This is a genomic window from Mycolicibacterium duvalii (assembly GCF_010726645.1).
In the GTDB taxonomy this organism is placed as follows: domain Bacteria; phylum Actinomycetota; class Actinomycetes; order Mycobacteriales; family Mycobacteriaceae; genus Mycobacterium; species Mycobacterium duvalii.
Genome location: NZ_AP022563.1, coordinates 3546179 through 3565894, shown reverse-complemented (window position 1 = coordinate 3565894; position 19716 = coordinate 3546179). Strand labels below are relative to the sequence as shown.

The following is a 19716-nucleotide window of genomic DNA, read 5'->3' as shown; positions in this document are numbered from 1 at the left end:
ACGCCGCACGCCGGGCGGGCGATGTATGTCTCGACGGTCGTCGAGGGGTCGGCCGGCACACCGTGCCATCAGAACTAAGAGGTTGTTCGTTGTCTCATCGCAGAACTGGGTTCGCGGCGCTGGCCGCTGCCGCGAGTGCCGTGGCCATGGCGGGTCTGGGCGCGGGTGTCGCGTCCGCTCAGCCCGAGTGCCCCGACGTACATGTGATCGGCGCGGCCGGCTCCGGTGAGCGGGCCGGTGACATGTCCGCCGACGGCGGCATGGGCCGTGTGGTCTACAAGTCCTACCGCGACCTGGCGCAGCTGGTGCAGCAGGACGGGCGCACCATCACCGCCGAGGCCGTCGCCTATCCCGCGACCGCCGTGCCGGAGGACGGCGGCATCCTGGACTGGGCCGCGTTCATGGGCAGTGTCGACGCCGGTGCGACAGCGCTCGGACAGCAATACCAGGCCTTCGTCGCGCAGTGCCCCACCAGCCAAGTGGTGCTGGCCGGTTACTCCCAGGGCGCCATGGTGGTGCACCGCAACCTGCACGCGCTCGACGCGAGCCCGAACCTGGCCGCGGCGCTGCTGGTCGCCGACGGTGACCGGCGCCCCGAGGACCCGACGATCAACCTCGGCTCGGTCGCATCGGTGCCCGGTGCGGGGATGGGGGTCGCGCAGGACTGGCCGATCCTCGCCAAGGCGCCGGCTCCGCTGCCGGTCTCGGTCGGGATGCGCACGATCAGTGTCTGCAACCTCGGTGACGCGGTGTGCGACTACGATCCCGACGCCGAGGACGAGATGAACCCGGCCGCGGTGGCCGTGCACACCAGCTACGCGCGCAACGCGGCGGCGATGGACTCGTGGACGATGCCGCTGTACCAGATGGTGTCCACCGGCGACTCCCCGGAGGCCACCCCGGCGCCGAGCGCCCCGGTCTTCGTCGCCGCCGGCTGACTCTGACCGCGAACCGCGGCAGAGAAGGCGTCGCGCAGCGATAATGCTGCCATGTCGACGTTCTGGCGATACGTGCGCGTTCAGCTGTTCGTGCTGCTGTGCGGCATCGTCGGCCCGCTCTTCCTGGTCATCTACTTCGCCAGCGGTGCCGACCCGATGTTGGGCTGGATGTTGTGGACCGGCCTGCTGGTCACCGCGCTCGATGTCTTGATCGCGCTCGTGATCACGGGTTTCGGCGCCAAGTCCGCGGCCAGGACCGCGGAGATGGAATCCACCGGCGTACTGGCGTTGGCTCTGGTCACCGGCATCCACGAGACCAACACCCGGATCAACGACCGCCCCCTGGTCAAGCTCGACCTGCAGGTGTCCGGTCCGGGTATCACGCCGTTCGCGACTCAGGACAAGGTGGTCGCATCGGTCAGCCGCCTGCCGATGATCACCAGCCGCAAGCTGGTCGCGCTGGTGGACCCTGTCACCAACGATTACCAGATCGATTGGGAGCGAAGCGCTTTGGTCAGCGGCATGATGCCGGCGACATTCACCGTGGCCGAGGACAACCGGACCTACGACCTCACCGGCCACGCCGAACCGCTGATGGAGATCCTGCAGGTGCTCAAGACGCACGGCATCCCCGTCGACAACATGATCGACCTGCGGTCCAATCCTGCTGCCCGTCAGCAGGTCCAGGCCATCGTCCGGCACGCCGCGGCGCAACAGGCGGCGCAGGTGCCGGCACCTGTGGCCCCGGTTGCCCAGCCCGCCGAGCCGACGATCGCAGAACGGCTGCAGAAGCTGGAAACGCTGCGGGCGACCGGGTCCATCACCGACGCCGAGTACTCGGCCAAGCGGGCCGAGATCATCGCCGACCTGTGAGCGGGACAAACCTAGAACGCGTTCTAGTTCTGCTGTTAGCCTGACCCGATGAGCTCTGGTGCACCACTGGAAGGCCGCGTCGCGCTGATCACCGGTGCCGCGCGTGGGCAGGGGCGGGCGCACGCCGTCCGGCTGGCCCACGACGGCGCCGACATCATCGCCATCGACGTCTGCAAATCGGTCTCCGACACGGTGACCTACCCGATGCCGACTCCCGACGACCTGGCCGAGACCGTCGCCCTGGTGGAGCAGGCTGGCCGCAAGGCCCTGGCCCGTGAGGTCGACATCCGTGACCTCGCCGCGCAGCAGGACGTGGTGGCCGCGGGGATGGAGCAGTTCGGGCGGCTGGACATCGTCGTCGCCAATGCCGGCATCCTCAGCTGGGGCCGCATCTGGGAGATGTCGGAAGAACAGTGGGACACCGTCATCGACGTCAACCTCAACGGCACCTGGCGCACCATCCGCGCCGCGGTCCCGGCCATGATCGAGGCGGGCAACGGCGGGTCCATCATCGTCGTCAGCTCGTCGGCCGGGCTGAAGGCCACGCCGGGCAACGCCCACTACGCGGCGTCCAAACACGGTCTGGTCGCCCTGACCAACGCCTTGGCTCTCGAGGCGGGGGAGTTCGGCATCCGGGTCAACTCGATCCACCCGTACTCGATCAACACGCCGATGATCGAGCCCGAGGCCATGGCGGCGATCTTCGCCAAGCATCCGACCTTCCTGCACAGCTTCGCACCCATGCCGCTGAAGCCCGTTGCGCGCGAGGGTAAGCCGGGCCTTCAGGAGTTCATGTCCGTCGAGGAGGTCGCCGACGTGGTGGCCTGGCTCGCCGGCGACGGTTCCATGACCGTGTCCGGCTCGCAGATCGCGGTCGACCGTGGCGTGATGAAGTACTGACCTCCCGCCGTAATGCTGAGCGCTCACCTGTGGGGTGGGCTACACCTGCGTCGCCGCATCGTGTAAAAAGCCCACGTGAGCACTTCAGCGGGGCAGAGTGGCCCGAACGGTGTCGTGATCGTCGGCGGCGGTCTGGCCGCGGCACGCACGGCCGAGCAGCTACGTCGGTCCGAGTACAGCGGTCCGGTGACCATCGTCAGCGACGAGGACCACCTGCCCTACGACCGTCCGCCCTTGTCGAAGGAGGTGCTGCGCGCCGAAACCGACGACGTCACGCTCAAGCCGGCGGAGTTCTACGCCGAGAACGACATCACGGTGCTGCTCGGCAACGGGGCCCGCGCGGTCGACACCGCCGCCCAGACCCTGACGCTGGCCGACGGCACCCAACTGCCCTATGACGAACTCGTCATCGCGACCGGTCTGGTGCCCAAGCGCATCCCGTCTTTCCCCGACCTTCCGGGCATCCATGTCCTGCGCAATTTCGACGAGAGCCTCGCGCTGCGCAAGGAGGCGGCCACGGCCAAGCATGCCGTCGTGGTCGGTGCCGGATTCATCGGGTGCGAGGTGGCGGCGAGCCTGCGCAAGCTGGGCGTCGACGTGGTGCTGGTCGAGCCGCAGCCCGCCCCGCTGGCCTCGGTCCTCGGTGAGCAGATCGGCGAACTGATCACCCGGTTGCACCGCGCCGAAGGTGTCGACGTGCGCTGCGGCGTCGGCGTGGCCGGCGTGCAGGGCGACGACCGGGTCCGCAAGGTCACGCTCAGTGACGGCGCCGAGGTGGACGCCGACGTCGTCATCGTCGGAATCGGCTCGCGCCCCAACACTGACTGGCTCGAGGGCAGCGGCATCTCCGTCGACAACGGCGTGGTCTGTGACGACGCCGGCCGCGGGAGCGCACCGCACGTGTGGGCTATCGGGGACGTCGCATCCTGGCGTGACCAGGTCGGCGGCCAGGTGCGCGTCGAGCACTGGAGCAACGTCGCCGACCAAGCCCGCGTGCTGGTGCCCACCATGCTCGGCCAGCAGCCGGCGTCGGCGGTGACCGTGCCGTACTTCTGGAGCGATCAGTACGACGTGAAGATCCAGGCGCTCGGCGAGCCCGAGGCCACCGACACCGTCCACATCGTCGAGGACGACGGCCGCAAGTTCCTGGCCTACTACGAGCGCGACGGCGTCGTGGTCGGTGTGGTCGGCGGCGGCTTCCCGGGCAAGGTGATGAAGACCCGCAACAAGATCGCCTCTGGCGCACAGATTTCCGAGCTGTTGGGGTAGTCCGGCCCCGCGGCCGAATTGCTGCGTCATCGTGTCGGTGGGGGTTGGCATAATCGAACTTGTGTTCGATTCGTTATTTGCCGAGGCGTCTGATGAGGCGATCGTGGGCTGGATCGAGCGCAGTGCGCGGGAGGAGGCGCGGATTTGTGCGCGCCGGTCGGCGGCGATCGCGGAGTTGGTGCACCGTCATGTCGATGAGGATGACGAGCGCGGTGGGTGGGTTTTTGATCCGTGGGCCGCGACGGCCGCGCAGGTGGCCGCGGCGCTCAACGTCGGGCAGCGTAAGGCTTCGGGGCAGATGCATATTGCGGTGGCGTTGCGCTACCGGCTGCCCAAGGTCGCGCAGTTGTTCACCGATGGGGTAATCGGGGCGCGGGTGGTTTCGGAGATCAGTTGGCGGACCCAGTTGGTCGAGGATCCGGCGGTGTTGGCCCGCATTGATGACCGGTTGGCCGGCGCGGCGCGTGATTGGGGTCGGCTTTCGGGGGACAAACTCAAGGCGGCCATTGATGAGGTGGTCGAGCGGTTCGACCCCGACGGGGTGCGGCGTAGCAGGGAGATCATGCGGGTCCGCGATATTCATGTCGGGGCCAGTGATGATCCCAGTGAGGTCGCCGCGTTGTGGGGGCAGTTGTTGGCCAGCGATGGCCGGCTGCTCAAAGCGCGCCTTGCTGAGATGGTGGGTGGGTTGTGTGCCGAGGATCCGCGCCCGGCCGGGGAGCGGCGCTCCGATGCGATGGGCGCGATCATCCGGGGGGAGTTTCATCTGAACTGCCGGTGCGCATCTGCGGACTGTCCGGTGCCCGTCCGGCCGACACGGTCCAACGCGGTGATCAAGATCATCGCCGATCAAGCTGCGATCGAGGCCGCCCACGCCCTCATCGCCCATGACACCGCCACCGCCGCCGCCAACACCGCCGCCGCCAAAGCCGAGAAGGCCGCCGAAGCCGAAAAAGCCGCTCTGTCCGAAAGCGCGGCTGCGGCCGAAGATCCCGAGCTTTCGCAGGATCCTGCGCTGCCGGAGGGCCCTGAGGTGCCCCAAGACCGCGCGTTGTCGGAGAACACCGCTGCCTCGGAAGGCCCTGCTGCATCCGCAGATGCCGCAGCGGCGGACGATTCGACGGCCTCGCCCGCCGCGGCCCCCGCGCCGGGTGGGGTGGTGGATCGGGGGGCCGCGCTGGGCCTGGATGGGCGGCCGGTGCCGATCGCGCTGCTGGCCGAGATGATCCGTAATGGCGCGAAGACCTCCGAACTGACCCTGCCCGGCCCGCAGCCCGAGCCGCGGTATCGGCCCTCAGCAGCGCTGGCGGAGTTCGTGCGCATGCGCGATCTGTTCTGCCGCTTCCCCGGCTGTGACATCCCGGCCGAACGCTGCGATATCGACCACACCGTGCCCTATCCGTTCGGGCCCACCCACGCCTCCAACCTCAGCTGCAAGTGCCGCGGCCACCACCTGCTCAAAACGTTCTGGTGCGGCCCCGGTGGCTGGCGCGATGAACAGCACCCCGACGGCACCCTGATCTGGACCGCCCCGACCGGGCACCGCTATGCCACCAAACCCGGCAGCCGCCTGTATTTCCCCAGCGCGGCCATCACCACCGCCGACCTGCCCCCACCACCGACACCTCCGCCGGGCTATGCCGCCGGCACCCTGAAAATGCCGCGACGCCGACGCAACCGCGCCGCCGACACCGCCGCACGCAACAAAGCCGAACGCGCCCACAACGCCGAACAACGCGCCCAAGAACTCCAACGCGCCCAAGAACTGCGACGCGCCCGGGAAAAGAAGCTGGGACAGGCACAACCGCCGCCCGAAACAGGCGCCGACCCGCCGCCGTTCTAGAACTCCCCGAGATAGAACCGGGTGCCCTGGTCGTCGGTGCACAGCGCGGACTTGCCGTAGGACTGCTGCGACGGCTCCTCGATGACCGTGCCGCCGGCCTCCCGCACCCGCGCCACCGCGGCGTCGACGTCCTCGACGGTCCACATCGGCACGACGACCGGTTCGGCAGTTCCACCGGCCACGCCTGCCATGGGATGCGTGCCCATCACCTGCCAGCCGTCGTCAACGCGTCCCGGTTCAAACGTCCAGAACAGCAGACCGCCGTAGAAGGCTTTGAACACAGCTGAATTCGGCACCTGGTAGGTGATGTAGGACAGCTCTCCGGGACCACTGCCGTTGAGCTTCGGCCGTGGCTGCTCAGACGAGGGTTCGAACACCGCGAACGGCAGCCCTTGCGGATCGGTCGCACTCACCACGTCGCCGAAGTCGAGACGTTCGACCTCGCCGACCTGTCCGCCGGCGCCGAGAATGCTCTGCTGCGCGCCGTTCTGGTCGGTGACGGCGTAGCCACACACCAGTGTGTTCGGCCCCGAGGTCAGTCGGATTCGCTGCCCGATACCGGTCACCGTCCGGGTTCGGGAGTCATAGGTCCACCCGAGCACATGCGCGTAGAACGCCGCCGCTCGCTCAGGGTCCGGTGTACAGAGCGCGACATAGCCGACATCACCGTGCTGGATCGGCACGGCAGCGCCGGTAACGGGCCCGGTGAGCATCCAGCGATGCCCGAACGGATCGACCAGGGCAGCGCCGCGTGCCCCGTGCGCCTCGTAGGGTTCGCGCTGAATGGTGGCGCCCGCCTCCCGGGCCCGGCGCAGGGCGGCGTCGGTGTCGGACACGGCCAACATCAGGCTCACTGAAACATGCTGCGGTGACGGCGCTTTCAGGCTGACCTCGGGAAACTCATCGGCCAGGTACAGAATTCCGCCGCCGAGTGACAATTCCGCATGGCCGATCCGGCCGTCGTCCATCTCGACAGGGTCACCCGTCAGCGCGGCCCCGAACGCGTCGGCATACCAGGTGATGGCCGCGCGGGCATCGGTGACGGTCAGATAGGCGATCACCGCGGATCGGGGCTCGACCGGCGGTGCAGCCGCCTCGGCCAGTTCGGCGATCATCGTGTCGGTTCCGCTCATGACAACTCCTCCGGTTCGACGGGGTAAGGACGCGGCCGCTTGCAGCCGGGCACGGAGGCGGGCGGCGAAGGCCGGGTCGGGCGCGACGGGAAGATCGTCGCTGTTGAGCACGGTCAACGGATCCCGGTTGTCGTTCACGGCTTCCTCCTTTCCGGCTCCGGGTAGTTCGATCGGAATGCGCGGCGGGCCCGCACGAGCAGGGCCTCGGTGGCGTGCACGGTGCGGCCGATCAGCTCCGCGCACTCGGGCACCGACCGGTCGTCCATGTAGCGCAACGCCAGAACGGTGCGATGGTGCTCCGGCAGCCTGGCGAGCACGCTCTCGGCGACGATGCGGTCGAGCTGGGCGTCCCAGGTGTCGGCCGTCTCGGTTGCCTCCGGCACGTCGGCGACCGGGACGCTGAACCGGTCGTGGCGGCGCCGGTAGTGGTCGGCCAGCTTGTGGCGCGCCACCCCGATCAGCCACGGCACGCTCAGCTCGGGCGGTGAGGGCTTGCGGGCGGCGTCCATCGCCGCCAGAAAGGTCTCTGACGTCAGGTCCTCGGCCGTCCCGCGGTCACCGCAGCGCCGGACGAAGTACCCGTAGACCGCGGGCAGGGCCTCGTCGTACAGCGCGAGCAGTGCGCGCGGAGCGTCCGTGCCATCCGGTTCGGCGCTCACACCTACATCGTCGCCGCCGAGGCCGTTACTCCGACACCCCGATTTCCAGTTGGTCCAGACCGCCGGCCGTCATGTCGAATGCGCCGCCCAGCGCGGTGGCCAGCGACACCGTCTCGTCGGCCAGCCAGTGCTCGTAGGCCGCCAGCGCCACCGCCAGCATCGACCACGCCACCGTCTGCGGCACCAGGTCCTGTTCCGTGAGGCCCAGGCGACGCGCCACGAAACCTGCCACCACTGCCCGCCACCCGGCGTACATCGTCATCGAATAGGCTTGCAACGTCTCGGTTTCCAGGATCAACCGCATGCGCTGCCGGTGGCGGTCGCCGTCGTCGAAGTCGTTGAAGGCCAGCAGGGCGGCGCGCAACGCCTCCCGGATCGGCACGTTGGGATCGGCCCCGTCGAGCAGTGTGCGCATGTGCTCGAGGTGCGCATCGAAGTCGCCCCAGGGCAGCGCATTCTTCGACGGGTAGTAGCGGAACAGTGTCCGGCGGGCGATTCCCGCGGCGGCCGCCACGTCGTCGACGCTGACCTCGTCGAAGCCGCGCGTCGTGAACAGGTCGATCGCGACGTCGCTGATGTGCTCCCAACTCGTGGATCGACGACGGCCCACCCGCGGTTTCGTGGCATCCACCGCGACCCCCTCTTCCGTTTCGGCACTCGATGCCATATTGTTAGCGACCTGCGTCACAAAAGTCGAGAGTCAGAAAGGTGACATCCATGGATTCGAGCGAGAACACCCAGAACGACGAGCTGGTGACCGAGAGCCTGGTCGAGGAAGTCTCGATCGACGGGATGTGCGGGGTCTACTGAGCATGACTGCGCCGACCTCTTTCGACGCGGGCCGACGCTGGCGGTTGCACCCGCAGGTGGCGGTCCGGCCGGAGCCGTTCGGCGCGTTGCTCTACCACTTCGGGACCCGCAAGCTCTCGTTTCTGAAGAATCGGACGATCGTCGAGGTGATCAACTCGCTGGGTGATCACCCCGACGTTCGCTCCGCCTGCCGCGCTGCCGGTGTCGACGACGACGCGCAGGCGCCCTACCTCCATGCACTGGGCGTGCTCGTCCAGTCCAACATGCTTGTCGCGGAAGAGGATCGATGACTGTCACTGCCCCCGTGCCCCGGCTGGTCGACCAGTTCGAGCGCGGACTGGACGCCCCCATCTGTCTGACCTGGGAGCTGACCTACGCGTGCAATCTGTCGTGCGTGCACTGCCTGTCGTCCTCGGGTAAACGCGACCCGCGTGAGCTGAGCACCCAGCAGTGCAAGGACATCATCGACGAGCTCGAGCGTATGCAGGTGTTCTACGTCAACATCGGCGGCGGGGAGCCGACCGTGCGCAGCGACTTCTGGGAGCTCGTCGACTACGCCACCGAGCACCACGTCGGCGTCAAGTTCTCCACCAACGGAGTGCGGATCACCCCGGACGTAGCCGCCAAACTGGCCGCCAGCGACTACGTCGACGTCCAGATCTCGCTGGACGGCGCGACCGCCGAGGTCAACGACGCGGTGCGCGGCCCGGGATCCTTCGCGATGGCGGTGCGCGCGCTGGAGAACCTGCGCGACGCCGGATTCACCGACGCCAAGATCTCGGTGGTCGTCACCCGCCACAACGTTGACCAGCTCGACGACTTCAAGGCACTGGCCGACGCCTATGGCGCGACGCTGCGCATCACCCGGCTGCGTCCGTCGGGCCGCGGCGCCGACGTGTGGGACGAACTGCACCCGACCTCGGACCAGCAGGTCCAGCTCTACAACTGGCTGGTCGCGCACGGCGAACGCGTGCTCACCGGCGACTCGTTCTTCCACCTGTCCGGCCTCGGCGAACCCGGCGCGCTGGCCGGGCTGAACCTGTGCGGCGCCGGCCGCGTGGTCTGCCTGATCGACCCGGTCGGCGACGTCTACGCCTGCCCGTTCGCCATCCACGACAAGTTCCTGGCAGGAAACGTGTTGCGGGACGGCGGTTTCGACACGGTGTGGAAGCACTCCGAGCTGTTTCGTGAGCTGCGCGAACCACAGTCGGCCGGCGCCTGCAGCGGCTGCGGGCATTACGACGCGTGCCGTGGCGGCTGCATGGCGGCCAAGTTCTTCACCGGCCTGCCGATGGACGGACCCGATCCCGAATGCGTGCAGGGCTACGGCGAACCCGCGCTGGCACTCGAACGCGACAAGCCCAAGTCGAGCGTGGATCACTCCCGCTCGGGCGGCCGCGCGCCGAAGGGCCCCATCCCGCTCACCCTGCTGAGCGCTCCTCCCAAAAAGTTCTGCAACGAAAGTCCTGTGTAACCCCATGGCACGTGATACCTGGTTCGAAACCGTCGCCATCGCCCAGCAACGGGCGAAGAAGAGGCTGCCGAAGTCGGCCTACTCCTCGCTGATCTCGGCCAGCGAGAAGGGCGTGACGGTCACCGACAACGTCGAGTCCTTCGCCGAACTCGGCTTCGCCCCCCACGTCATCGGCGCCACCGAAAAGCGTGACATGGCGACAACTGTGATGGGACAGGACATTTCGCTGCCCGTCGTCATCTCGCCGACCGGCGTGCAGGCGATCGACCCCGACGGTGAAGTGGCGGTGGCCCGGGCCGCGGCGGCCCGCGGCACGGCCATGGGTCTGTCGTCGTTCGCGAGCAAGCCGATGGAAGAGGTCACCGCGGTCAACGACAAGATCTTCTTCCAGATCTACTGGCTGGGCAGCCGCGACGAGATCCTCGCGAGAATGGAACGCGCCCGCGCTGCCGGCGCCAAGGGGCTGATCCTGACCACCGACTGGAGCTTCGCCCACGGCCGCGACTGGGGCAGCCCGAAGATTCCGGAGCGGATGGACCTCAAGACCATGATCCGGATGTCGCCGGAGGTGATCACCAAGCCGAGGTGGTTCTACAGCTTCGCCAAGACGCTGCGCCCACCGGACCTGCGGGTGCCCAACCAGGCCCGCCGCGGTGAGCCCGGTCCGACGTTCTTCGAGGCCTACGGGCAGTGGATGGGCACCCCGCCGCCGACCTGGGAGGACGTGGCCTGGCTGCGTGAGCAGTGGGGCGGACCGTTCCTGCTCAAGGGCACCGTCCGCGTTGACGACGCCAAACGCGCTGTGGACGCGGGCGTTTCGGCGATCACGGTGTCCAATCACGGCGGTAACAACCTCGACGGCACGCCCGCGGCGATCCGGTGCCTGCCGGCCATCGCCGACGCTGTCGGCGACCAGATCGAGGTGTTGCTCGACGGTGGAGTCCGGCGCGGCAGCGACGTGGTCAAGGCGGTAGCCCTGGGCGCCCGCGCGGTGATGATCGGGCGGGCCTATCTGTGGGGCCTGGCAGCGAACGGGCAAGCCGGTGTCGAGAACGTTCTGGACATCCTGCGCGGCGGTATCGACTCGGCGCTGATGGGGCTGGGCAAGTCCTCGATCCACGAGCTGACCCGCGACGACGTACTGGTCCCGGAGGGCTTCACCCGCACCCTGGGGGTGTGACCGTCCCCTGGTGCCAACGGGGCGCAGGGGGCGGGGGTGAACCGCCTGGGCGACGCAGCAGAAAATCAGTCGTCCGGTGAGCCAACAATTGGCGCGCAACAGGTGAATTGGGCCTACCATCGTCGCGTGGCTTTCCCCATCGAGCTCGGAAACTCGACGTCGCGGCAGCTACATGAAACGTCTCCGGCCCTGATCGTCCCGGTCGGATCCACCGAACAACACGGGCCCCATCTGCCCCTCGATACCGACACCCGCATCGCGTCCGCGGTGGCCGACGGCCTCATCCGGCGACTCCGCGCCGCCGACACCGGCGTGTGGCAGGTCGCGCCGCCGGTCAGCTACGGAGCCAGCGGCGAGCACGAAGGCTTCCCCGGCACCATCTCGATCGGCACGGCAGCGCTGACGGAGCTGTTGGTCGAGTTCGGACGCTCCGCGTGCCGATGGGCCTCCCGGCTGGTGTTCGTCAACGGCCACGGCGGCAACGTCGCCGCGTTGCGCCGGGCCTGCACGCTGCTGCGCTCCGAGGGCCGCGATGTCGCGTGGTGTTCCTGCGTGTCCCGCGACGCCGACGCGCACGCCGGTCACACCGAGACGTCGGTGTTGTTGCACATCGCCCCGGATGCCGTCGGCGACGACCGGGTCGTCGGGAACGCCGCCCCGTTGGCCGAGTTGATGCCGGCACTGCGCGAGGGGGGCGTGGCCGCGGTGAGCCCGGTGGGGGTTTTGGGGGACCCGACAACGGCTACCGCACACGACGGAAGCAGAATTCTTACCGAGATGGTGGACGCGTGCACGGCGCGCGTCACACGCTGGCAGCCAGACAGTGGGGGGATGCTGACATGACCGGCCCGCGTCTCCCGGACGGGTTCGCCGTCCAGGTGGACCGCCGGGTGCGCGTGCTCGGAGAGGGCACGGCGTTGCTCGGCGGCTCACCGACCCGGTTGCTGCGCTTGGCGCCGGCCGCGCAGACGCTGCTACGCGGCGGCCGGCTGGAAGTTCACGACGCGGTCAGTGCCCAGCTGGCCCGCACCCTGCTCGACGCGACCGTCGCACACCCGCGGCCGCTGAGCGGGCCCTCGCACCGCGACATCACCGTCGTTATCCCGGTGAAGGACAACCCTATCGGGCTGATGCGCCTGGTGTCGTCGCTGCGCGGTATGCGTGTGGTGATTGTCGACGACGGCTCCGTGGACCCGGTGCGCGAGGCCGACTTCGCAGCGATGCACTGCGACGTGCGGGTGCTGCGCCACCCGTACAGCAAGGGTCCGGCCGCGGCCCGCAACACCGGGCTGGCGGTCTGCGACACCGACTTCGTCGCGTTCCTGGACTCCGACGTGGTGCCGCGCCGCGGCTGGCTGGAAGCGCTGTGCGGCCACTTCTGCGACCCCGCGGTCGCGTTGGTGGCGCCCCGCATCGTGGCGCTGAACAACACCGCCGGCGCGGTGGCGCGGTACGAGGCGGTCCGCTCCTCGCTGGACCTCGGGCTGCGCGAGGCGCCCGTCGTGCCGTACGGCACCGTCTCCTACGTGCCCAGTGCCGCGATCATCTGCCGCCGAGCGGCCCTGCTCGACATCGGCGGATTCGACGAGACCCTGACCTCCGGCGAAGACGTCGACCTGTGCTGGCGCCTCAACGAGGCCGGTGCCCGGCTGCGCTACGAGCCGATCGCCACGGTGGCCCACGATCATCGCACCGATCTGCGGAAGTGGTTCGTGCGCAAGGCGTTCTACGGCAGCGCCGCAGCCCCGTTGACCATCCGTCATCCCGGGAAGACGGCGCCGCTGGTGATCTCCGGCCCGACCCTGGCGGCGTGGCTGCTGGCCGCGCGGGGTTCGGGCATCGGCTATGTGGCGTCGGTGGTCGTCGCGGTCCTCACCGGGCGCCGCATCGCCAAGACACTGTCCGGAGTCCCGACCGAGCCGCTGGAGGTGGCCGCGGTGGCCACCCAGGCGATGTGGTCGGGGGCCGCCCAACTCGCCGCGGCCATCTGCCGGCACTACTGGCCGCTGGCGCTGCTGGCGGCGACGCTGTCGAGGCGATGCCGTCGCGTGGTGCTGGTCGCCGCGGTGCTCGACGGCCTGCTCGACTGGCTGGTGCGCACCGGTCGTGTCGACGACGACGGCAAGCGGGTCGGGGTGCTGACCTACCTGCTGCTCAAACGCCTCGACGACATCGCCTACGGCCTGGGGCTGTGGAGCGGCGTGCTGCGCGAGCGCCACGCCGGCGCCCTGAAGCCGCAGATCCGCCGCTGAGCCTGATGACCGATGTCCTGATCATCGGTGCGGGCAGCGCGGGCTCGGTGCTCGCCGAGCGGCTCTCCGCCGACGAACGCTGCACGGTCACCGTCGTCGAGTGGGGCCCGAGCGCCACCGACGCCCGGGTGGCGGATCAGATCGCCGACGGCCTTCGGCTGCCGATCGGACCCGCCAGTTCGGTCGTGCACCGCTACCCGACCGTGTTGACCGATGATCCGCGCCGGACCGCGCAACTGATGCGCGGCGCGGTGGTGGGCGGCTCGGGAGCGGTCAACGGCGGCTACTTCTGTCGCGCGCTGCCGACCGACTTCGACGGCTGGGGTCTGCCGGGGTGGGCGTGGGCCGACGTGCTGCCGCACTTCCGCGCCATCGAGCACGATCTCGACTTCGACACCCCGGTGCACGGGCAGGACGGCCCGATCACGGTACGTCGCGTCGCCGTATTCGACGGCGCCACCGGTGCATTCGTCGATGCTGCGCGCGCTGCGGGCTACCCGTGGGTCGAGGATCTCAACGGCGCCACCGCCGGTCTGCAGCTCCCCGCCGGCATCGGTGCGGTGCCGCTGAACATCGACGGCGGTCAGCGGGTGGGACCCGGTGGCGCTTTCCTGCAGCCCGTGCTGGGCCGGCCCAACCTGACCGTGCACACCGAGACCCGGGTGCAACGCCTGCTGCTGCAGGGCACTCGGGCGGTCGGGGTGCAGTGCCGCGGCCCAGATGGCGCCTCAGAGCTGTTCGCCGACCGAATCATCCTGTGCGCCGGGGCGATCGAGACGGCTCGGCTGTTGCTACTCTCCGGCATCGGACCGGCTGCTCAGGTGCGTGCCGCCGATGTTCCCGTCGTCGCCGACCTTCCCGTGGGGGTCGCGACCATCGACCACCCGGAATGGGTGCTGCCGGTCCGGTGGACGCCGACCCACGGGGTTCCACCGCTCGAGGCGATTCTGACCACGGATAAGGGTGTCGAGATCCGGCCCTACACAGCGGGATTCGGAGCCATGGTGGGTGGTGACCACGATGACCCGGCCGATCACCCGCACCTCGGAATCACGCTGATGCGGCCGCATTCACGCGGGCGGGTCCGCCTCCGGGGAACCGATCCGGTCATCGAACATCGTTACGACAGTGCGCCGCTCGACGTCCTACTGCTCAGCGAAGCAACGGAGCTCGCGCGCGAGCTGGCCGGTGCGGCTGCGGAGGGGCAGGAAGCCGTATGGGCAACCTCGCAACATCTGTGCGGCACCGCGAAAATGGGGAGCGACGACGATCCCGACGCCATGGTCGACAACCGGTGCCACGTGTTCGGCGTGGACGGCCTGTCAATCGTCGACGGGTCCATCCTTCCGATGGCGCCCAGTCGCGGCCCGCACGCCACCATCGCGATGATCGGCCACCGGGCTGCGGAATTCTTCGCGTGAGCCACGGCGCAGCGGCGCCCACTGCCGGCCGTCCCGCCCGGGTGACCACACGGCGACAAACAGCGCGCCGGCCAGCGTGACCACCGAGAGCACCAGCAGCGCCTGACTCATCGAGTGCAGGAACGCGTCCTCGGCCAGCCGGGTCAGTTCCGCTCCCTGCGGTCCCATGCGTTCGGCGATGGACAGCGCATAGGCCAGCGAATCGGTCGCGCCGGAACGGATCTCGTCGGGGAAGGCTTCCAGGCGCGGGGCCAGCGAGGAGTGGTAGAGCGCGGCCAGAATCGATCCGGCGACCGCGATACCCACCGCGGCTCCGATCTCGCGGGTGGCGTCGTTGACCGCCGAGGCAACGCCCTGCTTCTCGTCGGGGGTGGCGTTCATGATCGCCGACGTCGTCGGGGCGGTGCAGAACCCGATGCCCGAGGCCATGACCAGCATGGGCCACATCAGGTCGGTGAAGGTCGAATCCCCGTCGAGGAAACGCATCAGGTACAGCCCGGTTGCGATCAGCAGCAGCCCGACGGTGACCGCGAAGCGCAAACCCACCTTCGGCAGGTAGAGGTGCAGGCTGAAACCCAGCACCAGCACGGGAAGTGCCAACGGCGACAGCGCAAAAGCGGTCTGCAGCGGGGTGTATCCCATCACCAGCTGCATATGCTGCATCGCGAGATAGAAGAAGCCGAAATTCGCCATGAAGATGAACGTGATTCCCACCGCACCGGTCGCGAAGTCAGGTCGGCGGAACAGCCGCACGTCGAGCAGCGGGTGGGTGCGGCGCAACTGCACCACTGCGAACACCGCGGCCAGTGCCGGGCCCGCACCGAGACATCCCAGCACGATCGGGTCGGTCCACCCGCGCACCGGCGCTTCGACGATGCCGAGCACGAAGACCGCGATCGCCGTCGCGATCAGGCTGCCACCCAGCCAGTCGATCGGGGCCGCGGTCTCGTCGCGGGAGGACCCGATCGTCAGCGTCGCGACGAACAACAGCAGCGCCGCGGCGGTGAAGGCGTAGAAGATCGACTGCCAGGAGAAGAATTGCAGCATCAGCCCGGTGCCGAGGAAGCCGACGACCGCACCCGAGCCGGCGACACCGGCCCAGATGCCGACGGCCTTGTTGCGCTCGTCTTTCGGGAACGCGGCCGTCAGCAGTGACAGCGTGGCCGGCATGATGAACGCAGCACCGACACCGGCCACGGCGCGCGCCACGATGATCTGGGTCGGGCTGTCGAGCACCGTCGGCGCGCACGACGCCACCCCGAAGATCACCAGGCCGACCAGCAGGGCGCCGCGCCGGCCGAAGCGGTCACCCAGAGCGCCGGCCGGCAGCAGCAGACAGGCCAGCGCCAGCGTGTACCCGTCGACGATCCACGTGAGCTGGGACTGGGTGGCCGACGTCTCCAGCGCGAGGTCAGGCAGAGCGGCGTTGAGCGCCACCATCGACGAGATCACCAGCAGCACGTTGAAGCTCGCGACGACGAGCAGCCAGATGCGTCCGCGTTTCGGCAGGGACGCGACCTCGCCGTCGATATCCTGGGCAGATCCAGACAGGGTGACCATGGCGTCTCTTCCAGCAGGAGGTTTCAAGACTGTTGGTCTCAAAAAGACAAACCGAGACTAACAGTCTCGTTGCAAGACCAATAGTCTTGTGCACATTCCCGCTGTCGGGGCGGGCGAAACCGAGGAGGCGGAAACCATGACCGGCGACCCGCGGCCGGCCCGGTCCCGGGCCCGTCTGCTGGAGGCGGCCACCGCGCTGCTGCGCGCCGGCGGGCCGGCGGCGGTGACGATCGACGCGGTCACCCGACAGGCCAATGTCGCCCGCGCGACGTTGTATCGCCACTTTCCGAGCGGTAACGACCTCGTCGCGGCGGCCTTCACCAGTCTGATCCCGCCGCCGCCGATGCCGCCCGAGCGCGGCACGCTGCGCGAGAGGCTCCAGGCGATCGTGGTCGAGTGGGCCGATTCGATCGCCGAGGCCCCCACCACGCTCACCGCGATGGCGTGGCTGTCGCTGGGGCCCGACATCACCGGGGTGCCCCTCGCGGACGGGACTCCGGTCAGTTCACTGCGCGAACGGATCGTCGAGCAGTACGCGGCGCCGTTCGAGACCGTCTTCGACAGCGCCGACGCCGCCGAACAACTCCAGCCCGTCGACCGCCCGATCGCCCTTGCGCTGCTGGTCGGACCGTTGGCCTTCGGCCGGATCAGCACGCTGCCCGACTTCGACTACCGGGCGGCGGCCGTCGCAGCGGTCGACGGCTTTCTCAACGCGTACGCAAAGCCCGGTCAGCGCAGCGAGTAACGCACCGGCAGATGCTTGAGGCCGCCGACGAAGGTGGTCGCCGACAGTTCGGGCTTCCCCGCCAGCTCGATCGAGTCCAGCCGCGGCAACAGCTCGGTGAACAGGCTGTTCATCTCCATCCGGGCCAGAGCCGCGCCGAGGCAGAAGTGCACTCCGTAGCCGAAGGCGACGTGCTTGTTCGGGTCGCGACCGACGTCGAAACGGAACGGCTCGTCGAAGACCTCCTCGTCGCGGTTGCCCGACACGTAGGCCAGATACACCGACTCGCCCTTGGCGATGGGCACCCCGCGGATCTCGGTGTCCTCGGCGGCAGTGCGCATGAACTCCTTGACCGGGGTGGACCAGCGGATCATCTCCTCGACGGCGGTGCCCATCAAGCTGAGATCGCCTTTGAGGCGGGCCATTTCGGCGGGGTTCTCGATCAGCGCGAGCAGGCCCCCGGAGATGGCGTCCTTGGTGGTGTCGTGGCCGGCGCTGGCGACGATGACGTAGTAGGACAGCGTGTCCACGTCGGACATGAGCTCGCCGTCGACGCGGCCGTTGGCGATCGCCGACGCCAGATCGTCGGTCGGGTGCTCCCGCCGCGACGCCGTCAAAGCGCCGAAGTAGTTGAAGAAGTCGGTCAGCACCGCCATCTGCTCTTCCGGTGTGGTGCCGCGCTTGTACTCGTCGTCGTCGCCGCCGAACATCTCCTGGGTCAGCATGTGCATCCGGCCGAAGTCCTCTTCGGGCAGGCCGAGCAGCGACAGGATCACATACAGCGGGAAGTTGACCGCGATGTCGGTGACGAAGTCGCACTCCGGGCCGATCTCGGCCATTTTGTCCACGTAGCGCTTGGCCAGCTCGTCGACACGAACCTTCAGGTCCCGCATGGCTTTCGGGCGGAACCAGTCGGCGCCGATGGCGCGCACCTTGCGGTGGTGCGGGTCATCCATGTGGATCAGGGTGCGCAACCCGAACCCGGCCTCCAGCTGCGCCTTGGCCAGATCGTCGGCCTCGGCGGTGGCCAGCAGCGGCCGGGGCTCGGACAACCACAGGTCGTTGGCGCGCTCGATGGCCATGATGTCGGCGTGCTTGGTGATCGCCCAGAACGGCCGGTACGGACCGTGATCGACGTAGGCGACGGGGTTGTTGGCGCGCAGGTGCGCCAACGCGGCGTGCAGCCGGGCATCGTCGGCGTAAGCCGTCGGGTCGGCCAGTACCTTCGCCGCTTCGTCCATCTTGAGATCCATCGCGGACGCGCTCATCGGGCTCCTCACACAGCAGTACTTGACGGGTGTCAAACACAGTCTATGTGATCGGGGCCACTTGTCGAGTGGCGGGCCGCCTATGTCACAGCGCCGGACTCAGCGCAGTCCGTACCGGATCGGTAGGTGCTTGAGGCCGCCGACGAAGATCGTCGCGATGAACTCCGGGTCGCCGGCCAGTTCGATGGACTCCAGCCGGGGGACCAGTTCGGTGAAGAAGCTGTTGATCTCCATCCGCGCGAGCGCGGCGCCCAGGCAGAAGTGCACGCCGTAACCGAACGACAGGTGCTTGTTCGGGTCGCGGCCGACGTCGAAGCGGAACGGCTCGTCGAAGATGTCCTCGTCGCGGTTGGCCGAGACGTAGGACAGCAGCACCGACTCGCCCTCCTTGATCGGCACGCCGTGCACCTCGGTGTCGGCGGTGGCGGTGCGCATGAACTCCTTGACCGGGGTGGTCCACCGGATCATCTCCTCGACCGCGGTGCCCATCAGGTCCGGGTGGGCCTTCAGCCGCGCCAGTTGATCCTGGTTCTCGATCAACGCGAGCAGGCCGCCGGAGATGGCGGCGCTGGTGGTGTCGTGGCCGGCGCTGGCGACGATGACGTAGTAGGACAGGCAGTCGATGTCGTTGAGGTACTCGCCGTCGATCTTGGCGTTGGCGATCGCCGAGGCCAGATCGTCGGTGGGGTGGGCCCGGCGTTCGGCGGTCAGCGCGGTGAAGTACCGGAAGAAGTCGGTGATGACCTCGTGCAGTTCCTCCGGGCTCTTGCCGCGGGTGAACTCGTCGTCGTCACCGCCGAACATCTCCTGGGTGAGCTTGAGCATCCGGCCGAAGTCGGATTCGGGCAGGCCCAGCAGCGACAGGATCACGTACAGCGGGAAGTTGACCGCGACTTCCTGGACGAAGTCGCACTCGGGGCCCTTCTCCACCATCTTGTCGACGTAGATCTTGGCCAGCTCGTCGACGCGGGTCTTCAGCGCCCGCATGGCCTTGGGGCGGAACCAGTCCGCGCCGACCTTGCGGATGTCGCGGTGCAGCGGGTCGTCCATGTGGATCAAGGTGCGGATGCCGCCGCCGGCGGCCAGGTTGGCCTGGGACAGGTCGTCGGTGGCGGCGGTGACGAGCATCGGGCGCGGTGCGTTGATCCACAGCTCGTTGTCCCGCTCGATGGCCATGATGTCGGCGTGCTTGGTGACCGCCCAGAACGGCCGGTAGTCCGGGACGTCCACGTAGGAGACCGGGGCGTGCCGGCGCAGGTGGGTCAGCGCGGCGTGCAGGCGCGCCTCGTCGGTGTAGGCCTTCGGATCGGCCAGGACGCCGCCGGTGACGGGCGTGCTCATGGTGCCTCGCTCGGGATTAACTTGACAGGTGTCAAGAACACTGTAACCCACGTCGCAAGTAGGCTCGGACG

General features: G+C 68.6%; 19 protein-coding genes. 13 read left to right on the top strand and 6 right to left on the bottom strand.

Going from position 1 to position 19716, the window contains the following annotated elements; all coding sequences use genetic code 11:
- Positions 1-146 precede the first annotated feature (146 nt).
- The 5 genes from G6N31_RS16895 to G6N31_RS16875 all read left to right on the top strand — a co-directional run bounded on the left by G6N31_RS16895 (position 147) and on the right by G6N31_RS16875 (position 5823).
- Complete coding sequence (locus G6N31_RS16895) at positions 147-938, top strand: cutinase family protein (RefSeq protein ID WP_098002446.1); 792 nt, start codon at positions 147-149, stop codon at positions 936-938.
- 51 nt (positions 939-989) lie between these two features.
- Entirely contained in the window at positions 990-1811 is an 822-nt protein-coding gene (locus G6N31_RS16890; protein WP_098002447.1) for an SHOCT domain-containing protein, read from the top strand.
- Between the two features lie 48 nt (positions 1812-1859).
- On the top strand, positions 1860-2711 hold the full coding sequence (locus tag G6N31_RS16885) for a mycofactocin-coupled SDR family oxidoreductase (RefSeq protein ID WP_098002448.1): 852 nt from the start codon (positions 1860-1862) through the stop codon (positions 2709-2711).
- Positions 2712-2786: 75 nt separating this feature from the next.
- Entirely contained in the window at positions 2787-3980 is a 1194-nt protein-coding gene (locus G6N31_RS16880) for an NAD(P)/FAD-dependent oxidoreductase (RefSeq protein WP_098002449.1), read from the top strand.
- Positions 3981-4041: 61 nt separating this feature from the next.
- A complete protein-coding gene (locus tag G6N31_RS16875; RefSeq protein ID WP_098002450.1) occupies positions 4042-5823 on the top strand; it encodes an HNH endonuclease signature motif containing protein in 1782 nt (593 codons plus the stop codon).
- On the opposite strand, the gene G6N31_RS16870 is transcribed toward G6N31_RS16875, so the two are convergent.
- The 3 genes from G6N31_RS16870 to mftR are packed head-to-tail and all read right to left on the bottom strand — an operon-like array spanning position 5820 to position 8282.
- Positions 5820-7094 carry a VOC family protein gene (locus G6N31_RS16870; protein ID WP_098002451.1) on the bottom strand — a complete coding sequence of 425 codons (1275 nt, stop codon included), beginning with the start codon at positions 7092-7094 and terminating at the stop codon, positions 5820-5822. The genes G6N31_RS16875 and G6N31_RS16870 overlap by 4 nt on opposite strands.
- Entirely contained in the window at positions 7091-7615 is a 525-nt protein-coding gene (locus G6N31_RS16865; RefSeq protein ID WP_098002452.1) for an RNA polymerase sigma factor, read from the bottom strand. Before G6N31_RS16865 ends, G6N31_RS16870 begins: the two co-directional genes overlap by 4 nt.
- Positions 7616-7640: 25 nt before the next feature.
- A complete protein-coding gene (mftR, locus tag G6N31_RS16860) occupies positions 7641-8282 on the bottom strand; it encodes a mycofactocin system transcriptional regulator MftR (protein WP_098002453.1) in 642 nt (213 codons plus the stop codon).
- A 50-nt stretch (positions 8283-8332) separates the two neighbouring features.
- Here mftR and mftA point away from each other — a divergent pair, with 50 nt between their 5' ends.
- The 7 genes from mftA to mftG all read left to right on the top strand — a co-directional run bounded on the left by mftA (position 8333) and on the right by mftG (position 14752).
- Positions 8333-8425 (top strand): mycofactocin precursor MftA, encoded by a 93-nt coding sequence (gene mftA / locus G6N31_RS16855; RefSeq protein ID WP_098002454.1) that lies wholly within the window; start codon positions 8333-8335, stop codon positions 8423-8425.
- A gap of 2 nt (positions 8426-8427) precedes the next feature.
- A complete protein-coding gene (gene mftB, locus G6N31_RS16850) occupies positions 8428-8715 on the top strand; it encodes a mycofactocin biosynthesis chaperone MftB (RefSeq protein ID WP_098002455.1) in 288 nt (95 codons plus the stop codon).
- On the top strand, positions 8712-9899 hold the full coding sequence (mftC, locus tag G6N31_RS16845; RefSeq protein WP_098002456.1) for a mycofactocin radical SAM maturase: 1188 nt from the start codon (positions 8712-8714) through the stop codon (positions 9897-9899). Before mftB ends, mftC begins: the two co-directional genes overlap by 4 nt.
- A 4-nt stretch (positions 9900-9903) precedes the next feature.
- Positions 9904-11079 carry a pre-mycofactocin synthase MftD gene (gene mftD, locus G6N31_RS16840; protein ID WP_098002457.1) on the top strand — a complete coding sequence of 392 codons (1176 nt, stop codon included), beginning with the start codon at positions 9904-9906 and terminating at the stop codon, positions 11077-11079.
- Between the two features lie 102 nt (positions 11080-11181).
- Positions 11182-11922, top strand: coding sequence for a mycofactocin biosynthesis peptidyl-dipeptidase MftE (gene mftE, locus G6N31_RS16835; protein ID WP_098002458.1), 741 nt, complete (start codon positions 11182-11184; stop codon positions 11920-11922).
- Complete coding sequence (gene mftF, locus G6N31_RS16830) at positions 11919-13331, top strand: mycofactocin biosynthesis glycosyltransferase MftF (protein WP_098002459.1); 1413 nt, start codon at positions 11919-11921, stop codon at positions 13329-13331. The genes mftE and mftF overlap by 4 nt, the downstream gene beginning before the upstream one ends.
- A 5-nt stretch (positions 13332-13336) precedes the next feature.
- Positions 13337-14752: a mycofactocin dehydrogenase MftG gene (mftG, locus tag G6N31_RS16825; RefSeq protein ID WP_098002540.1), complete on the top strand. Its 1416-nt coding sequence runs from the start codon at positions 13337-13339 to the stop codon at positions 14750-14752.
- Here mftG and G6N31_RS16820 read toward each other — a convergent pair.
- Positions 14654-16312, bottom strand: coding sequence for an MFS transporter (locus G6N31_RS16820; protein WP_098002460.1), 1659 nt, complete (start codon positions 16310-16312; stop codon positions 14654-14656). The two genes, mftG and G6N31_RS16820, sit on opposite strands and share 99 nt — an antisense overlap.
- A 136-nt stretch (positions 16313-16448) precedes the next feature.
- Here G6N31_RS16820 and G6N31_RS16815 point away from each other — a divergent pair, with 136 nt between their 5' ends.
- Positions 16449-17057, top strand: coding sequence for a TetR/AcrR family transcriptional regulator (locus G6N31_RS16815; protein WP_098002541.1), 609 nt, complete (start codon positions 16449-16451; stop codon positions 17055-17057).
- On the opposite strand, the gene G6N31_RS16810 is transcribed toward G6N31_RS16815, so the two are convergent.
- Complete coding sequence (locus tag G6N31_RS16810) at positions 17042-18304, bottom strand: cytochrome P450 (RefSeq protein ID WP_098002461.1); 1263 nt, start codon at positions 18302-18304, stop codon at positions 17042-17044. The genes G6N31_RS16815 and G6N31_RS16810 overlap by 16 nt on opposite strands.
- Positions 18305-18403: 99 nt before the next feature.
- Complete coding sequence (locus tag G6N31_RS16805; protein ID WP_098002462.1) at positions 18404-19645, bottom strand: cytochrome P450; 1242 nt, start codon at positions 19643-19645, stop codon at positions 18404-18406.
- Positions 19646-19716 lie beyond the last annotated feature (71 nt).